Genomic DNA, 17,419 nt, shown 5'->3' on the forward strand with positions numbered 1-17,419 from the left:
TCTGATCCGGAACTTATGATTCGCTCTGGCCTATTCCAGCCCTTGTGCACCAATCGCGCAAGGGGGCAAGCGTTTCATGCTCTAGCGCGACGTTCAGATAGGCAAGCGTGCGCGGCATGTGTTTCAGATAGCCCGGCTTGCCGTCGCGCTGCAACAAGCGCACCCAGAGACCGGCAAGCTTGCAATTGCGCTGCGCCGACATGATTGCCCAGGCCCTCATGAAGCCGGCTTCGTCGAAACCGCCCTGTGCGCGGCGAAGCCCCAGATAATCATCCATCAGTTGCCGGAAGAGGCCCGGCTCGATCGTTACGCGCGCATCCTGGACGATCGAGGCGAGATCATAAGCCGTGGGGCCGATCATGGCGTCCTGGAAGTCGATGAGGCCGATCCGTTCGACGCCCTTCGCATGCGGTCTCCAGATGATATTCGGCGAGTGGAAGTCGCGCAGCAGCAGGTTCTTCTCGGCCGTTGCGAGTTCGTCGATGAGTGTATCCCAGATCGCCAGATAATCCGCGCGTTCGGCTTCGGTTGCGGGTGCGCCCTGGCGCTTCCAGGGCAGGTGCCAGTCGAGCACCAGCCGCACCTCCATCTTCATCGCCGTACGGTCGAAATCAGGAATATGATGGACATGCCTCTTTCCAACTGGGATGTCGTGCGGAAATTTCAGAGCGTGCAGTCTGGCCAGGCAGGCAACGCTTTCGCGATAGCGTTCGATAATAGGCTGTCCATGGGCGTCCAGCACGCCGTCACTGCCGAGATCTTCGATCAGCAGGATACCCTTGTTATAATCCACCTTATAGACTTCGGGCGCCGCAAAGCCGTCCTTGCGCAGCGCATCGGCGATCGCCACGAAGGGATAGGCGTTTTCGGCAAGATGCGCGACTTTGGGATAGGGTTTACCGTCGAGAACCGGCGGGCCTTCGGCAAGAGGCGGCCAGTCCATCAGGATGATGCGCTGGTTTTCGGCCTTCGGATAGATCGCCTCATAGGCGCGCAGCGAGGCATCGCCGGTCAGGAAGCGGCGTTTCGCTTCGGGGTAACCTGCAGCGTCAAGGAAATCGCGGATCGCCAGGACACGGCGGATGCGTGTAATTTGCGCGCCCGCGGCTCTGATTGTCGCCCGCCGGCCGTTGCCCTCATGTTCCAGCGTCAGCGCGATGCGCTGAACGGGCAGTTCGCTCTCCGCCATCTCCGGCCATTCGACGAGACAGATGCCGTTCTGCAGAGCCTCGTCGAAGCCGAGTTCGGTCAGTTCGGCGGGATCGCCGAGCCGGTAGAGATCGAAATGCGAAATGGGGATGCGCAGATCGTAGGACTGGACCAGCGTGAAGGTCGGGCTCGGGACCTCGAGCTCTTCATCATCGGCCATGGCGCGCAGGATCGCCCGGGCGAGCGAGGATTTCCCCGCGCCGAGATCGCCGGAAAGGGCAAGGCAATCGCCGGCCTTCAGGGCCAGTGCCAGATCTTCGCCGAGGCGGATGGTAGCCGCCTCGTCTTTCAGGAAAAGCGAGATCGCATGGCTGGTCGTCATTCGGCGGCGGCGGAATGCGGTACATCGACCGAGGGGATACGGCAGACGACGGTCGTGCCCTTGCCCGGCTCGCTGTCGATCGTCACGTCGCCATGATGCAAACTGACGAAGCTGTCGACGATCGAGAGGCCGAGGCCGGCGCCGCCGCGTTTACCGCTTTTAGCCCCCGTGGCAAAACGGTCGAAGACGGTCGCGATCATATCAGGTGAGATGCCGGGGCCGCGATCGCTGACGGAGAAGACGAAATCCGTGCCTTCGCGATGGCATTCCAGCGAGATCGAGGTGCCTTCGGGCGAGAAATTCGCCGCATTGGAAAGAAGCTTCAGAAGGATCTGCTTCAGCCGCTGCGGATCGGCAATGATCGAGCCGAGATAGGCGGGTGCGGTGATTTCAAGCGCCACGCCGCTTTCGTGCAGGCGATCGGCGATCTGCATCGAGACGTCGTCGAGCAGGTCGTTGAGATCGATATCCGCATAGTTGAGGCGCATGATGCCGGCGTCGACGGTCGCAAGGTCGAGGATATCGTTGACGAGCGTCAAGAGAACCGAGGACGAGGTCGAGATGTGGTCGATATATTCGGCCTGCCGTTCGTTCAGCGGCCCGACACCCGGCGTGCGCAGGAGATCGGTGAAGCCGATGATATTGGTCAGTGGCGAACGCAGTTCATAGGAAACGTGCTGGACGAAGTCGTTCTTCAGCTCGTCGGCCTTGCGCAGTGCTTCGTTCTTCTCGGTCAGCGCGCGCTCGGCACGCACGCTGTCCGTCATGTTGACGAAGGTCAGCATGGTCTGCGCGTTGGGCAGCGGAATGACGGCGTAGTCGAGCACGAGGCCGGAGAAGAGTTCCAGCGTTCCCTGACCCGAGCGGCGTTCGTCGTCGAAGCTGGTGATCAGCTCCGCGAAGGTCTTCCATCCATCCGGCCGGTCATAGGACGGCGCGCAGGCCTCGCCCAGCGCACGGATATGGGTGCCGGGCTTGGCTTCGGTTTCGGTGATTCCCCAGAGCGCGCGGAAGGCCGGGTTCGAAAGGCGGATGCGTCCATCAGGGCCGAACACCGCCACACCTTCGGAAAGATGGTCGATCGTTTCGCCCTGCACCTTGACCAGCGTGTTGTAGCGCGTTTCGAGATCGACCTGCTCGGTCAGGTTTTCGAACACCCAAGTGGCGCCGCCCTGCGGATGGGCGGTTGCAAAGACGCGCAACGTCTGTCCGTTCGGCAGGTGCCAGAGATCGGATTGCGTGTCGAGCGCGCGATAAACGGAAAGTGCGGCTTCCTTCCAGCTTTTCCAGTTGAGCTGGTCCGGCAGCTTCTTGGCCGCCCGCAGCCGCTCGAGCAGCTCGCTATTGTCAGGTCGGCCTTCGAGGAAGGCGATATCCAGCTCCCAGAGCGCGACGAAGGCCTGGTTGTAAAATTGCAGCCGGCGGTCGCCGTCGAAGATGGCAACCGGCGTGGCGAGATGGTCGAGCGTTTCGGCATGGCTCTTCAGCGTCCGTTCCAGCTCGGCGCGCACTGCCTCTATGTCGGACACATCGATCGCGATGCCGGCCGAGCCGCCGGGAACCCTGACGTCGACGACGTCGAAGAAAGTGCGGTTGCCGTGAACGACCGTCGAAATCTTGTCGTGGAAGGGCGATTCCGGCGTCGTCGTCGCGCGAATGCGTTCGCGCGCCACGGTCGTCAACATCTCGCGGCCTTCATTGATCGCCTGCTGCGGCGATCGCGCCTCGACCGCCTCGCCATAAGCCTGGTTGACCCAGGTGAGGCGGCCCACCGGGTCACGCTGCCAGGCCGGCATGTCGATCGCGTCGAGCATGGTCTGGAAGGCCGAGATCGAGGTCATCAGCCGGTCGCGCTCGATCCTGAGCTCTGCGAGCTCGGCGCGCAGATTGTTGAGCGCCACGAAACGGACGAAGGCCCGCCCGCCGGAAACCCGGCCCTGCGCCTCGAGGATTTCGTCGCGGATGGTTTCGACCACCATGTCGAAGCTCTGCGCCTCGTCGCGCAGCCGGTCGATCGCCTTTTCCAGCTCGGAAGCCGAACGTGACTTCAGCCACAGGCCGAAGGCCAGGAATTCGCCGTCCTGCGGCGCGCCGGTCTCAGGTGGAAGTTGGCCGAGCAGTTCGGGGCGCGCATTGCCGTCCCAGATGACGATCCGCCGGTTCTTGTCGGCGATCAGAGCCTGGTATTGCGAAATACGCTGCTGGGCATCGGAGAGCGCCGAGCGGATTTCCCGGCTCTCGTTTTCCAGGTTGCCGCGCTGGCGCACGAGCCACAGCGTCGACAGCAGTGCTGCCGATATGACGCCGATGACGACGGAAACACCGATCACCTGCGAGGATGTGAAGAGGTGAGCCGAAGCCGCCGCTTGCTGCTCCGCCTGCGCCAGAGCCGGCCGCGCCAGCGCGGCAAGCGCCGTGCCGGCAGCGCAGCTTTTCAGGAAGCGCGCCAATGGTCCGTGCCCTTGCTTTGCGGCCTCGTGTGCCGTTGCAGATTTATATCCTTGGCCTGCCATGAGCGGGCGGCGATCGGCGCGAGCGCCATCATCCGCCTGACCGGGCAGGCTGCTTTTCATTTCCGACATCCGCGGTATGTCTCCGTCCTTCAATGTGCCGCATTACGACAAGACATCCCATTTTCGCAGCGGTCGGACAGAGTCCGGCGCCACGAATCAAGTCTTAAAACAATACTTCGGAAGGGAATCGGCGGGAAGGGAGCGTCCAAAAAATAAGCCGCGACATTTGTCAATGCCGCGGCTTCTACATCTTGTGGATATTAACGATCAGATCAATATCTGTAGTGGTCAGACTTGAACGGCCCCTTCGGCGAGACGCCGATATAGGCAGCCTGCTCCTCAGAAAGCTCAGTCAGCTTCACGCCGAGCTTGTCGAGATGCAGGCGTGCGACCTTTTCATCGAGATGCTTCGGCAGGATATAGACCTGGTTGGAATACTGGTCGGGCTTGGTGAAGAGCTCGATTTGCGCCAGCGTCTGGTTGGTAAACGAAGCCGACATCACGAAGGACGGATGGCCGGTGGCGTTGCCGAGGTTGAGCAGACGGCCTTCGGAAAGAAGGATGATGCGGTTGCCCTTGGGGAATTCGATCAGGTCGACCTGTGGCTTGACGTTGGTCCACTTGAGATTGCGCAATGCAGCGACTTCGATTTCGTTGTCGAAGTGACCGATATTGCCGACGATGGCCATATCCTTCATCGCCCGCATATGATCGATGCGGATGACGTCCTTGTTGCCGGTGGTGGTGATGAAGATATCGGCCGAGGAAACGACGTCCTCGAGCAGAACGACTTCATAACCGTCCATCGCAGCCTGCAATGCGCAGATCGGATCGGCTTCGGTCACCTTGACGCGGGCGCCGGCACCGGAGAGCGAAGCGGCAGAACCCTTGCCGACGTCGCCATATCCGCAAACGACGGCAACCTTGCCGGCCATCATGACGTCGGTGCCGCGGCGGATGCCGTCGACCAGCGATTCCTTGCAGCCATACTTGTTGTCGAACTTCGACTTGGTAACCGAGTCGTTGACGTTGATCGCCGGGAAGGGCAACAGGCCCTTCTGGCTGAGCTGGTAAAGACGGTTGACGCCGGTCGTCGTTTCCTCGGTGACGCCCTTGATCGCGTCGCGCTGCTTGGTGAACCAACCCGGGGAAGCGGCAAGGCGTTTCTTGATCTGTGCGAAGAGGATTTCCTCTTCTTCGGAATGCGGATGAGACAGCACGTCCTCGCCGGCTTCTGCGCGGGCGCCAAGCAGGATGTACATGGTGGCATCGCCGCCGTCATCGAGGATCATGTTGGAAAGGCCGCCATCGGCCCACTGGAAGATCTTGTCGGTATAGACCCAGTAATCCTCAAGCGACTCGCCCTTGATGGCGAAGACAGGCACGCCGGAAGCGGCGATCGCGGCAGCGGCATGATCCTGCGTCGAGAAGATGTTGCACGAGGCCCAGCGGACTTCGGCGCCGAGCGCGACCAGCGTTTCGATGAGCACGGCCGTCTGGATAGTCATGTGCAGCGAGCCGGTGATGCGCGCGCCCTTCAGCGGCTTAGTCTGGCCGAATTCGGTGCGGCAGGACATCAGCCCCGGCATTTCCGTTTCGGCGATCGTAATTTCCTTGCGGCCGAAATCCGCAAGCCCGATATCGGCGACGACATAATCTTTTTCAGTGCTCATAGAGGCCTCCAGGCTGAAAAACGTCTCAAAATTGGCGCAGGCGCGAAGATGACCGCGTGCAAGCGCACGGCATGTCCGCCGTTTAGCAGGCTTCGCCCGGGATGGCAATAAGGATATAAAGAAGTCTTTATATGTTTATATGAGCTCGCCGGCGCTCACATTTCTTCGCCGAACCTATTCTGGATCAGCTGGTCCAGCGCCTCCAGCGCTTCCTCGGCCTGGCTGCCGCTCGCCGAGACGACGACGCTCGAGCCGGGGCTTGCCGCAAGCATCATCAGCCCCATGATGGAGGTGCCACCGACCGTCATCCCGTCCTTGGAAACGGTAATGGCGGCATCGAAGGTCTCGACCATCTGCACGAATTTGGCGGAAGCGCGCGCGTGAAGACCGCGCTTGTTGATAATGAGGAGTTCCCGGGAGAGCGATGTCATGAAGGCTCGTTATTTTCCGCTGAGCACACGGCTTGCGACATTGATATATTTCCGCCCGGCTTCGGAAGCCTCCACCAACGCCTTCTCCATGTTGTTCTCGCCGCGCACGCCGGCAAGCTTGATCAACATCGGCAGGTTGACGCCGGCAATGACTTCGGTATGGCCGCTGCTCATGACTGATATGGCAAGATTGGACGGCGTGCCGCCGAACATGTCGGTCAGGATGACGACGCCATGGCCATCATCGGCACCGGAAACGGCTTCCAGAATATCCTGCCGTCTCTGGTCCATGTCGTCTTCGGGGCCAATACAGACCGTCTCGATAAATTTCTGAGGACCGACGACGTGCTCGACAGCATGACGAAACTCTTCAGCCAGCTTGCCATGAGTGACAAGCACAAGTCCGATCATGATATTACTGCTCCCATAGACGCAAACGGTGGACCCAATATCGCAATGCAGCAATTACGTCCACCGGTGGGGGCACATCTTGGCTATGAAAAGCCGAAGTGCAAGATAAAAATGCGACTATATAAGGCAGATTGACCAATCCGGAAGGCCCTAGCGCCCGATATCCGGCACTTTTGCCATCAGGATCGCAAGGGGTGAGGAAACGCCCGCGAGCAACCGCAATGCGGGAAGCGACAAACCGGCGGCAAGGCTCACCATTTCGCCCTCGGGAGGCACCCGGTTTTCGCCGGTGGCACTGCCCGGGAGCACGGCATAATGCATGGCCGCCCTGGGAATATGCTCCTGATGAACGATACCGGTGCCACGAAGCTCCATCAGCCCGGTGATCGACGGCGGGCACGCGGCAATCACCGCGCCGGCCTCTCCTGAGAGAAGAACTTGGTCGTCGGCGACCAGCGCCGTGAACAGTCCGAGGCGGCGCGCCTCCGTCATGCAGGTGAAGGCCAGCATCGATTTGCCCCAGCCGGAAGGCCCGCTGAACAGCAATCCCGTCTTGCCGACCACGATCGCCGTCGCATGGATGTTGAAAGCTGCCTCGGTCATGCCGCGGTGCCGACTGGCAAAGAGAGGATGAAGCGCGCGCCGAGCACATGCCCGCCTTCGGCATCGGTGATGTTTTCAGCTCTCAGCGAACCGCCATGCGCTTCGGCAATTTGCCGGCTGATCGAAAGGCCGAGACCTGAATTCTGGCCGAAGCCTTCCGATTCCGGCCGGTCCGTATAGAAGCGCTCGAAGATACGGTCGATATTTTCCGCCTGGATGCCGGGGCCGTTGTCTTCGATAGTGGTGACGCAGCGCGAACGCGTCCGCACCAGCCGCACGGTAATCTTGCCGCCCTTTTCCGGCACGAAAGAGCGGGCATTCTCGATCAGGTTGGCGATGATCTGGCCGATGCGCAGATCGTGGCCATTGACGACGAAGCGCGTCTTGATGTTCGGCTTGCGCTCGATCGCATATTCGATCTCCACCTGCTTCTTGCTGCTCCTGACCTGGCGCGAAACCTCGATGAGGTCACGCAGCAGCACTTCCATATCGACGGAGCCGGCATCGACGCGTGCGAGTTCGGCATCGAGACGGGAGGCGTCTGAGATATCGCTGATCAGCCGGTCGAGGCGGCGGACATCGTGCTGGATGACGTCCATCAGCCGCTTCTTGGAATCGTCGGATCGGGCAAGCGGCAGCGTTTCCACAGCGCTGCGCAGCGAGGTCAGCGGATTCTTGAGCTCGTGGCTGACATCGGCCGCGAAACTCTCGATCGCATCGATGCGGTCGTAGAGCGCCGTCGTCATCTCGCGCAACGCGATGGAAAGGTTGCCGATTTCGTCCTGGCGGGCGGAGAAGTCGGGGATCTCCTCGCGTGCCTTGGCCCCCCGGCGCACACGGATGGCGGCCGCCGAAAGACGGCGCAGCGGATTGGCGATCGTCGATGAAAGCACCAGCGAAAGCAGCACGTTGACGAGAGTCGCGACGCCGAAGACGCGCATGATGGCAAGCCGCTCGGCATGGACGATATTGTCGATGTCGCCCGCCTGCGTCGACAGCAGCAAAACGCCGAGCACGGCACGGAAACGCTGGATCGGCACGGCGACGGAAACGATGAGCTCGCCTTTCTCGGTGGTGCGCACGACCGCGCCGCGCACGCCGGTGAGCGCATTCATCACCTCGGGATAAATCGAGCCGTCGCCGCCCGGCGCTTCCTTATAGAGCGGCAGATTGCCGGGCTGCAGCGCCTTGTTGAACAGGGTGGCGAACCACTCGCTCCAGGTCTGTTTCTCCTCTTCAACAGGCGGCAGGTCGAAGCGCAGCACCTGGCCGCGCGAATAGAGATGGCGCGAATCGAGCAGCAGATTGGCGTCGGCATCGAAGATGCGGGCGCGCGTGCGCGTCGGAGAAATCAGCCGGCGCAGGACGGGCGCGACCTTCTCGGGATCGATCGGGAATTCGAGATCCTCGTCATTCGGCACCGGGGTGATGCTCTGGCCGGCCTGCAGCTCGAGCAGTTTCTGCGGATCGATGGTGATCGAGTTGGTATCGACCGAAGCGGAGGCCGAAACGGCGCCGGCAATGATCTCGCCCTGCGTCAGCAGGCTCTCGACGCGGGCGTCGATCAGCCCCTCGCGGAACTGATTGAGGTAGAGAATGCCGCCGACGAGCACCAGCAGTGCGGCAAGATTGAAGAACAGGATGCGCCGCGTCAGGCTCGAAAAGACCGCATTGCCGAAGATGCGGCGGATCAGGGTGAAGGGATGCGACCAACGCCGGCCTCGGACGCGACGGGTGCTTACGCCCTCCGCATCGTCGAGATCCCTTTCCTGCACCAACTGTGCCAATGACAGGCCCTTTCGAAGGGCGGGGCCGGATGAACCGGCCCGCAGCCCTTAATATTTCCTACAGCGCCGCGCGTCTTTTCAGACGCGCAAAGGACGCTGTAACATTTTGACTGCTGCTGCGCCGCTTGGGCTCAGGCTGCTTCGCGGAAGCGGTATCCCACTCCGTAAAGTGTTTCAATCATATCAAAGTCGGTGTCGACCATCTTGAATTTCTTGCGCAGCCGCTTGATGTGGCTGTCGATGGTTCGGTCGTCGACATAGACCTGTTCGTCATAGGCCGCGTCCATCAGCGCGTCGCGGCTTTTGACGACGCCGGGGCGCTGCGCCAGCGAATGCAGGATCAGGAATTCGGTCACCGTCAGCGTCACCGCCTCGCCCTTCCAGGTGCAGGTGTGGCGTTCCTGGTCCATGACCAGCTGACCGCGCTCCAGCGAGCGGGCCTGCTGCACCGCGCCGGTCTTCGGCGCGCCGGTGGGGCTGGTGCCGGCGGCGGCGGCTTCACGGCTTGATGCGCGGCGCAGGACGGCGCGCACGCGCTCCACCAGCAGACGCTGCGAAAAAGGCTTGGTGATGAAATCGTCGGCGCCCATCTTCAGACCGAAGAGTTCATCGATCTCCTCGTCCTTGGAGGTGAGGAAGATGACGGGAATATCCGACTTCTGCCGCAGGCGGCGCAGCAGTTCCATGCCATCCATGCGCGGCATCTTGATGTCGAAGATCGCCAGCTGCGGCGGTCGTGCCAGAAGGCCGTCGAGCGCCGAGGCACCGTCCGTATAAGTCTCGACCTTGTATCCTTCGGCCTCCAGCGCGATCGACACCGAGGTGAGGATGTTGCGGTCGTCATCAACGAGCGCGATTGTCGGCATGGTGTTGGTCTCCGTCATCAGTGCGCAATCTCCCGGATTTTGCTCTCCCCAGGCGGTCTCAATGACCGGATGCGCTTATGGAGGATAAAGGTGGAACAAATTGTGGCAAAGATAAAGGGGGAGGATTGTCGTAAAATTCGCAAAGCAATCTCAGGTGGCATATCAAAATAGTTAAACGCAGACTTTTCAAACGATTTAAAATTGAGGGTATAAATTTAAATCGATTAATTATTTGATATCACTGCATTTTCTCAAGTTTTCCATCTTGTGTTTTAAAATTTCTGCCCGTATTTTCGTGCTCAGTTTTAACGGCAACGAGCCTGAGCGAAGGGAACTAGCCATGGAAATGTTCGGAGTTCATAACCCGGCAATAGAGCTGGCAACGGTGGGATTGGGCGGCGCAGCCAGCGTTCGTTACAACTTTTCCGCCGCCGCGCTCTATGAAGAAGCGATCCGCCGGGGCGAAGCCGAACTGACCGCTCAGGGCGCGCTGCGGGCTATCACCGGCCAGCACACGGGCCGTTCGCCGCGCGACAAGTTCGTCGTTCGCGACATCAATACCGATGGCGAAATCTGGTGGGACAACAACAAGCCGATCTCGCCGGAACATTTCGCCTTGTTGCGCGACGATATGCTGGCGCATGCCGCGGGCAAGGAGCTTTTCGTCCAGGACCTCGTCGGCGGCGCCGAGGAAGGCCATGCCCTGCCGACCCGCGTCGTGACCGAGTTCGCCTGGCATTCGCTGTTCATTCGCAATCTGCTGATCCGCCCCGACACCGCAGCGCTGTCCAGCTTCGTCCCGAAGCTGACGATCATCGATCTGCCGAGCTTCAAGGCCGATCCGGCTCGCCACGGCTGCCGTTCGGAAACGGTGATCGCCTGCGATCTCACCAATGGTCTCGTCCTGATCGGCGGCACGTCCTATGCCGGCGAAATGAAGAAATCGGTCTTCACCGTGCTCAACTACCTGCTGCCGGCCAAGGGCGTGATGCCGATGCACTGCTCGGCCAATGTCGGTCCGGACGGTGACGCGGCGGTCTTCTTCGGCCTTTCCGGCACCGGCAAGACGACGCTTTCGGCCGATCCGGCACGGACGCTGATCGGCGATGACGAACACGGCTGGAGCGAAAACGGCATCTTCAACTTCGAAGGCGGCTGCTACGCCAAGACGATCCGCCTCTCGGCTGAAGCCGAGCCGGAAATCTATGCGACGACGCAGCGCTTCGGCACCGTGCTGGAAAACGTCGTGCTGAACGAAAGCCGCGAGCCGGATTTCAACGACGGGTCGCTGACCGAAAACACCCGTTGCGCCTATCCGATGGACTTCATCCCGAACGCTTCGGAAACGGGCCGCGCCGGGCATCCGAAGACGATCATCATGCTGACCGCCGATGCCTTTGGCGTCATGCCACCGATCGCCCGCTTGACGCCTGACCAGGCGATGTATCACTTCCTCTCCGGCTACACCGCCAAGGTGGCCGGCACGGAAAAGGGTGTCGTCGAACCGGAAGCGACCTTCTCCACCTGCTTTGGCGCACCCTTCATGCCGCGGCATCCGGCCGAATATGGCAATCTGCTCAAGGAGCTGATCAGCCGTCATGGTGTCCAATGCTGGCTCGTCAATACCGGCTGGACCGGCGGCGCCTACGGCACCGGCAAGCGTATGCCGATCAAGGCGACGCGCGCACTTCTCGCCGCCGCCCTGACCGGCGAACTTGGACAGGCCGAATTCCGTGCTGACACGAACTTCGGCTTCGCCGTGCCCGTCTCCGTCGACGGCGTCGACAGCAGCATTCTCGATCCGCGCTCGACCTGGGCCGACAAGGCAGCCTATGACGCGCAGGCCGAAAAGCTGGTCTCGATGTTCATTGCGAACTTCGCCAAGTTTGAAAATCATGTCGACGGCGGTGTTCGCGATGCCGCCCCCGGCGTGAAGGTTGCCGCCGAATAAGGCGAACAAGCAATTCCAGCAAAAGTGCGCAGCGGTTTTGCGTCCGGAATTGCGTGAAAACAAAAAGCTAGAGCATTCCGTACTTCCAAAAAGAACGGAATGCCCCAGTCTCTGACTCACGTGAAACCCGGCATCGCGGGATTGCCGGGTTTTTCTTGATCATGGCCGATATTTTCAATTCGCCATTGATGTGAGATAGAACGCCGCATGGCCAGCGACGCGCTCTATATCGATGACAGGATCACCATCGCGGGATGGGAGCTGACGGAACAGTTCGTTCTGGCGGGCGGCCCCGGCGGGCAGAATGTCAACAAGGTCTCGACCGCGGTCCAGCTGTTCTTCAACATCCCGAATTCGCCGTCCCTGAATGATCGTGTCAAAACCAATGCGATCAAGCTGGCCGGCCGGCGCTTGTCGAAGGACGGCGTGCTGATGATCGAGGCGAGCCGGTTTCGCAGCCAGGATCGCAACCGCGAGGATGCGCGCGACCGGCTAAAGGAGCTGATCCTGGAGGCCGCCAAGCCGCCACCGCCGCCTCGCAAGAAGACCAAGCCGACCAAGGGTTCGGTCGAACGCCGCCTGAAAGAAAAATCCGGCCGCTCGGAAGTCAAGAAAATGCGCGGCCGCCCCGGCGGTAGTGAATGACATGGTCGCGCTCTTGAACGGCATCCGCCATCTCCCCGGCTATCTCGACCGCGCGCGTCAGGAGGCATTGGTCGAGGTGATCCGCACCATCGTCGCCGAAGCGCCGCTTTACGTGCCCGTCATGCCCGGCACCGGTAAGCCGATGTCGGTGCGCATGACCAATTGCGGGCCGCTCGGTTGGGTGACGGACAAGGAGCGCGGCTATCGCTACCAGCCGACGCATCCGGCAACCGGCAGGCCCTGGCCTGATATGCCGCAGCAATTGCTCGATATCTGGAATGACGTTTCGGGTTGCGACAAGCTGCCGGAAGCCTGCCTCGTCAATTTCTACTCCGACGAAGCCCGCATGGGCCTGCATCAGGACAAGGACGAACAGGATCTCAAGGCCCCGGTCGTCTCGATCTCGCTCGGCAACAGCTGCCTCTTTCGTGTCGGCGGCCTCAGCCGCAATGATCCTACGCTGTCTTTCAAACTTTCAAGCGGTGATCTGGTGGTGCTGGGCGGCGAGGGGAGGCTTTGTTTCCACGGCGTCGACCGTATCCATCCGGCGACTTCGACGCTGCTGAAGAATGGCGGCCGCATCAATCTGACGCTGCGCTGCGTCAATCCCTGAAATAGAGACGTCGCTATAGTTTTCGCAGCGCGACCTGTTCGATCAGGTGATCCTTGCCCTTTTTCAGGATGAGATCGGCGCGCGGACGCGTCGGCAGAATGTTCTGGCGCAAGTTTTTCAGGTTGATGTTTGCCCAGAGATCCTCGGCGATTTCGAGCGCTTCCGCGTCGCTGATCGAGGCATAGCGATGGAAATAGGAATTCGGATCGCGGAAGGCGGTCTCGCGCAGCCGCATGAAGCGCGTGACATACCAGTTGTGGATCTCGTCTTCCGCGGCATCGATATAGATCGAGAAGTCGAAGAAGTCGGAGACCATCGGCACAATTCTGCCGCCGGCAGGCAGGTCGCGCGACTGCAGCACGTTGATGCCCTCGAAGATCAGGATGTCGGGCCGGTCGACGATCTTGTATTCGTCCGGCAGCACGTCGTAGACGAGGTGCGAATAGCTGGGCGCCTTCACATCCGGCTGTCCGGCCTTGATGGCCGAGAGGAAGCGCAGGATCGCAGCCGTGTCGTAGCTTTCCGGAAAGCCCTTGCGCTGCATCAGCTTTTCCCGCTGCAGCACGGCGTTCGGATGAAGGAAGCCGTCGGTGGTGACGAGATCGACCTTCGGACTGGAGGGCCAGCGCCCCAGAAGCTCCTTGAGGATGCGGGCGGTGGTCGATTTTCCCACAGCGACCGAGCCGGCGATGCCGATGACGAAGGGCGTCTTCGTCACATCGGACAGGCTGAGGAAGCGGTTGCGCTGTTCGAACAGCATCTGCGAGGATTCGACATGCGCCGACAGCAGCCGTGACAGCGACAGATAGATGCGCCGGACCTCGTCGAGATCGATCGGATCGCCCATCGAACGCAGCCGTTTGACCTCGTCGCTCGTCAGCGTCAACGGCGTGTCGGCGCGGAATTTCGCCCATTGTTCGGAAGAGAAGAAGTGGTAGGGGGAATAGGATTCCGACTGGAAGTGATCCAACGTTTCCGGCACCCCGATAATCTCAGTCGCGATACTCATGAACTCTGCCGGCTGGCCTTTTCCTTGAGGCCGGACTGCGCGGTTCTGCGCTCGAGCTCGGCCATGACATTCTCTAACGGTATTTCAGCAATCTTCAATACGACCAATAGGTGATAGAGCACATCCGCAGCCTCATAGGTCAGATTGTCGCGGTCGCCCGTCACCGCCGCCATCACGGCTTCGATCGCTTCTTCGCCGAGCTTCTTTGCCGCTTTCGGCTGGCCGGCGGCCACGAGCTTGGCGGTCCAGGATTGCTCCGGCGAGGCTTTCGATCGCTCTTCGACGATGCTCTCGAGATCGGAAAGGGAAAATCCGCTCATAGGTCCGCTTTCAAGGTTCAGTCGAGACGCATGTCGATGCCGCACTTCGACATATAGTGCTTTGCCTCGCTGACGGAATAGGTGCCGAAGTGGAAGATCGACGCGGCGAGGACGGCATTGGCATGGCCCTCCTTTACCCCGGCGACGAGATCGTCGAGATCGCCGACGCCGCCGGAGGCGATGACAGGCACACGCACCGCATCGGCGATCGCCCGCGTCAGTTCCAGATCGTAGCCGACCTTGGTGCCGTCGCGGTCCATCGAGGTGACCAGCAGCTCGCCGGCGCCGCGCGCCACCATCTTCTGGGCGAATTCGACGGCATCGATGCCGGTCGCGTTGCGGCCGCCATGGGTATAGATTTCCCAGGCGCTGAGATTGTCGCCGCCGACCGCCTGGGTGCGCCGGCGCTTGGCGTCGATCGAGACGACGATGCACTGGTCGCCGAACTTGTCGGCCGCCTCAGTGACAAAGTCGGGATTGCTGACGGCCGCCGAATTGATCGAGACCTTGTCGGCACCGCACAGCAGCAGCTTGCGGATATCGGCGATAGTACGCACCCCGCCGCCGACCGTCAGCGGCATGAAGCATTGGTCGGCCGTGCGCGACACGACATCGAAGATCGTCTCGCGATTGTCCGAGGAAGCGGTGATGTCGAGGAAACAGAGTTCGTCGGCACCGGCCGCATCATAGGCCTTCGCGGCTTCGACGGGATCGCCGGCATCAACGAGGTTGAGGAAGTTGACGCCCTTGACGACGCGGCCGTCCTTGACGTCGAGGCAGGGGATGACACGGGCCTTGAGGGTCATTACGCGGTCTCCTTGGTCCGGGCCGCCTTGATCAGCGCCAGCGCTTCCTTGGGGTCGATACGGCCATCATAAAGCGCACGGCCGGAAATCGCCCCTTCCAGCTTTCGCGCATCGGGCTCCAGCATGCGCCTGACATCGTCGAGAGAGGCAAGGCCGCCCGAGGCGATGACGGGAATGGAAACCGCGCCGGCAAGTTCCAGCGTCGAGGTCCAGTTGATGCCGGCCAGGATGCCGTCACGGTCGATATCGGTGTAGATGATCGCGGCGACGCCGGCCCCCTCGAATTTTCTGGCGAGCTCGATGATACCGAGTTCGGAGGCCTCCGCCCAACCCTCGACGGCCACCTTGCCCCCCTTGGCATCGATGCCAACGGCGACATGACCAGGAAATTTCCGGCAGGCCTCGATGACCAGCGCCGGATTTCTGACCGCCACGGTGCCGAGAATGACGCGTCGCAGCCCGCGCGACAGCCAGGCCTCGATATGATCGAGCGTGCGAATGCCGCCGCCGAGCTGCACCGGATTTTCAGTTGCCTTGAGGATCGCTTCGACGGCATCGCCATTGGCCGAATGTCCCGCGAAGGCGCCGTCGAGATCGACCACATGCAGCCATTCGAAACCCTGATCTTCGAAGGATCTCGCCTGGGCGGCCGGATCGGTGTTGTAGACCGTCGCCTGCTGCATGTCGCCGAGCTTCAGGCGGACGCATTGGCCGCCTTTCAGGTCGATCGCGGGAAAAAGGATCATGTCGTCTTACGTCCGTAGAGTGGTCGGTACCATCAGCGCATTCCACGCATCTACGATATCCGAGCGGAAAAAGACAGCGGCAATGGTAGCCGCGCCGAAAAGCAGAAGAAGCAGCAGGATGACGGCAAAGCCGGCCCGGACCTGACGCCAGAAGCCCAGGCGCCTCTTGATCGATTTCTCGATGTTTCGCACCTGGCGCAGCGCATCGTTGTTGACGGCAGTGAGCCGGATCTGCGGCTCCATCGCCTCGACATAGGTTTCGGCATAACTCGAAAGGATCTGCGAGGCGCGGTCGCGCAGCGTATTGCGCAGGTCGGTCGAGAGATAATTGCTGTTGACGGCGGCAAGTTCGGCCTCATCGGGCGAACGGCCGGCATTTCGCTTGCGATGGCTGAGAACGAAATCGCGCTTTTGACGCTCGTAGAGTGCGTAGGCGAGCAGGCCGATCAGATCGTCCTCACCTTCGATATAAAATTCCAGCACGGCCTCGGCGATGTCGCTGGCGCTGACCCCATTTTGCCGCCGGCTCGCACTGTCGTTTGCGGGGAACGATTCATGGATCATCGGTCCAGCCTTTCTTTCAGCGCCTTGGCTGCATTGGAAAGCGCTTGTCTGTGGATGGCTTCGTCGACACGGCGGATGATCGTGCCGCCGGGAAGCTTGATATCAGAAAAGGCAGGCAAGCCTTCCCTGGAGGGCCGCAACGTGTAGAACACCTTGCCTGATTTCCGTGAAGCCGGCATCGAGTGCGCTCCTGTTCCGCCGTTTCCATACAGAGGAAATAAGGCGGCTGTATTAAAAGCCAGCCCTTGGAGCAATTCCAGCAAAACTGCGCAGCGATTTTGCGTCCGGAATTGCGTGAACTATGGGTTCCAGCGCAGGAAATTGCCGATCAGGGCCAGGCCGAGCTTCTGGCTCTTTTCGGGGTGAAACTGTGCTCCGACCATGTTGTCGCGCCCGACGAAAGCGGTCATCGGACCGCCATAGTCGGCCGTCGCAATGACATCCTCGGCGTTTTCGGCAGCAAGATGGTAGGAATGCACGAAATAAGCATGTAGCCCCTGCGACCCTGTCGGAATTCCCTCGAAGAGCGGATGTTCGCGCTTCAGGTCGAGCGTGTTCCAGCCGATCTGCGGGATCTTCAGCGCGGGATCGTCAGGCGTCATCTCGACGACGTCACCGGGAATCCAGTTAAAGCCGTGCGTCACGGTTTTCTCAAGGCCGCGCGAGGACATGAGCTGCATGCCGACGCAAATGCCGAAGAACGGCCGCGCCTTCTTCTCGACAGCCTCGATCAACACCTCGGCCATCCCAGGCACGGCATCGAGGCCGCGCCGGCAATCGGCATAGGCGCCGACACCGGGAAGCACGATACGATCGGCCGCGGCAACATCCTCCGCCCGGTCGGTAAGATCGATATGGGCATCGATGCCCGCTTCGCGGGCGGCACGCTCGAAAGCCTTGGTCGCCGAACGCAGGTTACCGGAGCCATAGTCGATAATCGCGACGCGCAT

18 protein-coding genes are annotated in these 17,419 nt (G+C 61.0%); 3 read left to right on the forward strand and 15 right to left on the reverse strand.

The features are described from left to right. Positions 1-13: 13 nt before the first annotated feature. From tsaE to AB8B31_RS21860, 8 genes are all read right to left on the reverse strand, one after another. A complete protein-coding gene (tsaE, locus tag AB8B31_RS21825; protein WP_130769226.1) occupies positions 14-1,531 on the reverse strand; it encodes a tRNA (adenosine(37)-N6)-threonylcarbamoyltransferase complex ATPase subunit type 1 TsaE in 1,518 nt (505 codons plus the stop codon). After that, the gene (locus AB8B31_RS21830; protein WP_131605758.1) at positions 1,528-4,113 is read right to left on the reverse strand and encodes a sensor histidine kinase; all 2,586 of its coding nucleotides are present in this window, start codon (positions 4,111-4,113) and stop codon (positions 1,528-1,530) included. Before AB8B31_RS21830 ends, tsaE begins: the two co-directional genes overlap by 4 nt. 203 nt (positions 4,114-4,316) lie before the next feature. Beyond that, a complete protein-coding gene (ahcY, locus tag AB8B31_RS21835) occupies positions 4,317-5,717 on the reverse strand; it encodes an adenosylhomocysteinase (RefSeq protein WP_011649859.1) in 1,401 nt (466 codons plus the stop codon). 155 nt (positions 5,718-5,872) lie between these two features. Further along, complete coding sequence (locus AB8B31_RS21840; RefSeq protein WP_003544133.1) at positions 5,873-6,148, reverse strand: HPr family phosphocarrier protein; 276 nt, start codon at positions 6,146-6,148, stop codon at positions 5,873-5,875. A gap of 9 nt (positions 6,149-6,157) precedes the next feature. Continuing rightward, on the reverse strand, positions 6,158-6,559 hold the full coding sequence (locus tag AB8B31_RS21845; protein WP_003544139.1) for a PTS sugar transporter subunit IIA: 402 nt from the start codon (positions 6,557-6,559) through the stop codon (positions 6,158-6,160). Positions 6,560-6,709: 150 nt separating this feature from the next. After that, positions 6,710-7,162, reverse strand: a complete 453-nt coding sequence (locus AB8B31_RS21850; protein WP_018448427.1) for an HPr kinase/phosphorylase — start codon at positions 7,160-7,162, stop codon at positions 6,710-6,712. Then, a complete protein-coding gene (locus tag AB8B31_RS21855; RefSeq protein WP_018244185.1) occupies positions 7,159-8,949 on the reverse strand; it encodes a sensor histidine kinase in 1,791 nt (596 codons plus the stop codon). The genes AB8B31_RS21850 and AB8B31_RS21855 overlap by 4 nt, the downstream gene beginning before the upstream one ends. 131 nt (positions 8,950-9,080) lie before the next feature. Further along, the gene (locus tag AB8B31_RS21860; protein WP_003544146.1) at positions 9,081-9,815 is read right to left on the reverse strand and encodes a response regulator transcription factor; all 735 of its coding nucleotides are present in this window, start codon (positions 9,813-9,815) and stop codon (positions 9,081-9,083) included. 340 nt (positions 9,816-10,155) lie between these two features. Between AB8B31_RS21860 and AB8B31_RS21865 the strand changes: the two genes are divergently transcribed. The 3 genes from AB8B31_RS21865 (at position 10,156) to AB8B31_RS21875 (ending at position 13,024) form a co-directional block, all read left to right on the forward strand. Beyond that, positions 10,156-11,766, forward strand: coding sequence for a phosphoenolpyruvate carboxykinase (locus AB8B31_RS21865; RefSeq protein ID WP_018244186.1), 1,611 nt, complete (start codon positions 10,156-10,158; stop codon positions 11,764-11,766). Positions 11,767-11,973: 207 nt separating this feature from the next. Beyond that, the gene (arfB, locus tag AB8B31_RS21870) at positions 11,974-12,411 is read left to right on the forward strand and encodes an alternative ribosome rescue aminoacyl-tRNA hydrolase ArfB (protein ID WP_018244187.1); all 438 of its coding nucleotides are present in this window, start codon (positions 11,974-11,976) and stop codon (positions 12,409-12,411) included. Position 12,412: 1 nt separating this feature from the next. Then, positions 12,413-13,024 carry an alpha-ketoglutarate-dependent dioxygenase AlkB gene (locus tag AB8B31_RS21875; protein WP_130653345.1) on the forward strand — a complete coding sequence of 204 codons (612 nt, stop codon included), beginning with the start codon at positions 12,413-12,415 and terminating at the stop codon, positions 13,022-13,024. A gap of 13 nt (positions 13,025-13,037) precedes the next feature. Here AB8B31_RS21875 and coaA read toward each other — a convergent pair whose 3' ends face one another. The 7 genes from coaA to hisH form a co-directional block, all read right to left on the reverse strand. After that, a complete protein-coding gene (coaA, locus tag AB8B31_RS21880; protein ID WP_018244189.1) occupies positions 13,038-14,033 on the reverse strand; it encodes a type I pantothenate kinase in 996 nt (331 codons plus the stop codon). Continuing rightward, positions 14,030-14,353, reverse strand: a complete 324-nt coding sequence (locus AB8B31_RS21885; RefSeq protein WP_017995608.1) for a phosphoribosyl-ATP diphosphatase — start codon at positions 14,351-14,353, stop codon at positions 14,030-14,032. The genes coaA and AB8B31_RS21885 overlap by 4 nt, the downstream gene beginning before the upstream one ends. 17 nt (positions 14,354-14,370) lie before the next feature. Then, complete coding sequence (gene hisF, locus AB8B31_RS21890) at positions 14,371-15,159, reverse strand: imidazole glycerol phosphate synthase subunit HisF (protein WP_011649867.1); 789 nt, start codon at positions 15,157-15,159, stop codon at positions 14,371-14,373. Beyond that, complete coding sequence (gene hisA, locus AB8B31_RS21895; RefSeq protein WP_131605759.1) at positions 15,159-15,905, reverse strand: 1-(5-phosphoribosyl)-5-[(5-phosphoribosylamino)methylideneamino]imidazole-4-carboxamide isomerase; 747 nt, start codon at positions 15,903-15,905, stop codon at positions 15,159-15,161. The genes hisF and hisA overlap by 1 nt, the downstream gene beginning before the upstream one ends. Positions 15,906-15,911: 6 nt before the next feature. Continuing rightward, entirely contained in the window at positions 15,912-16,469 is a 558-nt protein-coding gene (locus AB8B31_RS21900; protein WP_018244191.1) for a hypothetical protein, read from the reverse strand. Continuing rightward, positions 16,466-16,648 (reverse strand): hypothetical protein, encoded by a 183-nt coding sequence (locus tag AB8B31_RS21905; protein WP_018244192.1) that lies wholly within the window; start codon positions 16,646-16,648, stop codon positions 16,466-16,468. Before AB8B31_RS21905 ends, AB8B31_RS21900 begins: the two co-directional genes overlap by 4 nt. Before the next feature lie 120 nt (positions 16,649-16,768). Further along, the gene (gene hisH, locus AB8B31_RS21910; protein ID WP_018244193.1) at positions 16,769-17,419 is read right to left on the reverse strand and encodes an imidazole glycerol phosphate synthase subunit HisH; all 651 of its coding nucleotides are present in this window, start codon (positions 17,417-17,419) and stop codon (positions 16,769-16,771) included.

Source organism: Rhizobium sp. 62_C5_N11_2 (assembly GCF_051811185.1).
Lineage (GTDB): Bacteria > Pseudomonadota > Alphaproteobacteria > Rhizobiales > Rhizobiaceae > Rhizobium > Rhizobium leguminosarum.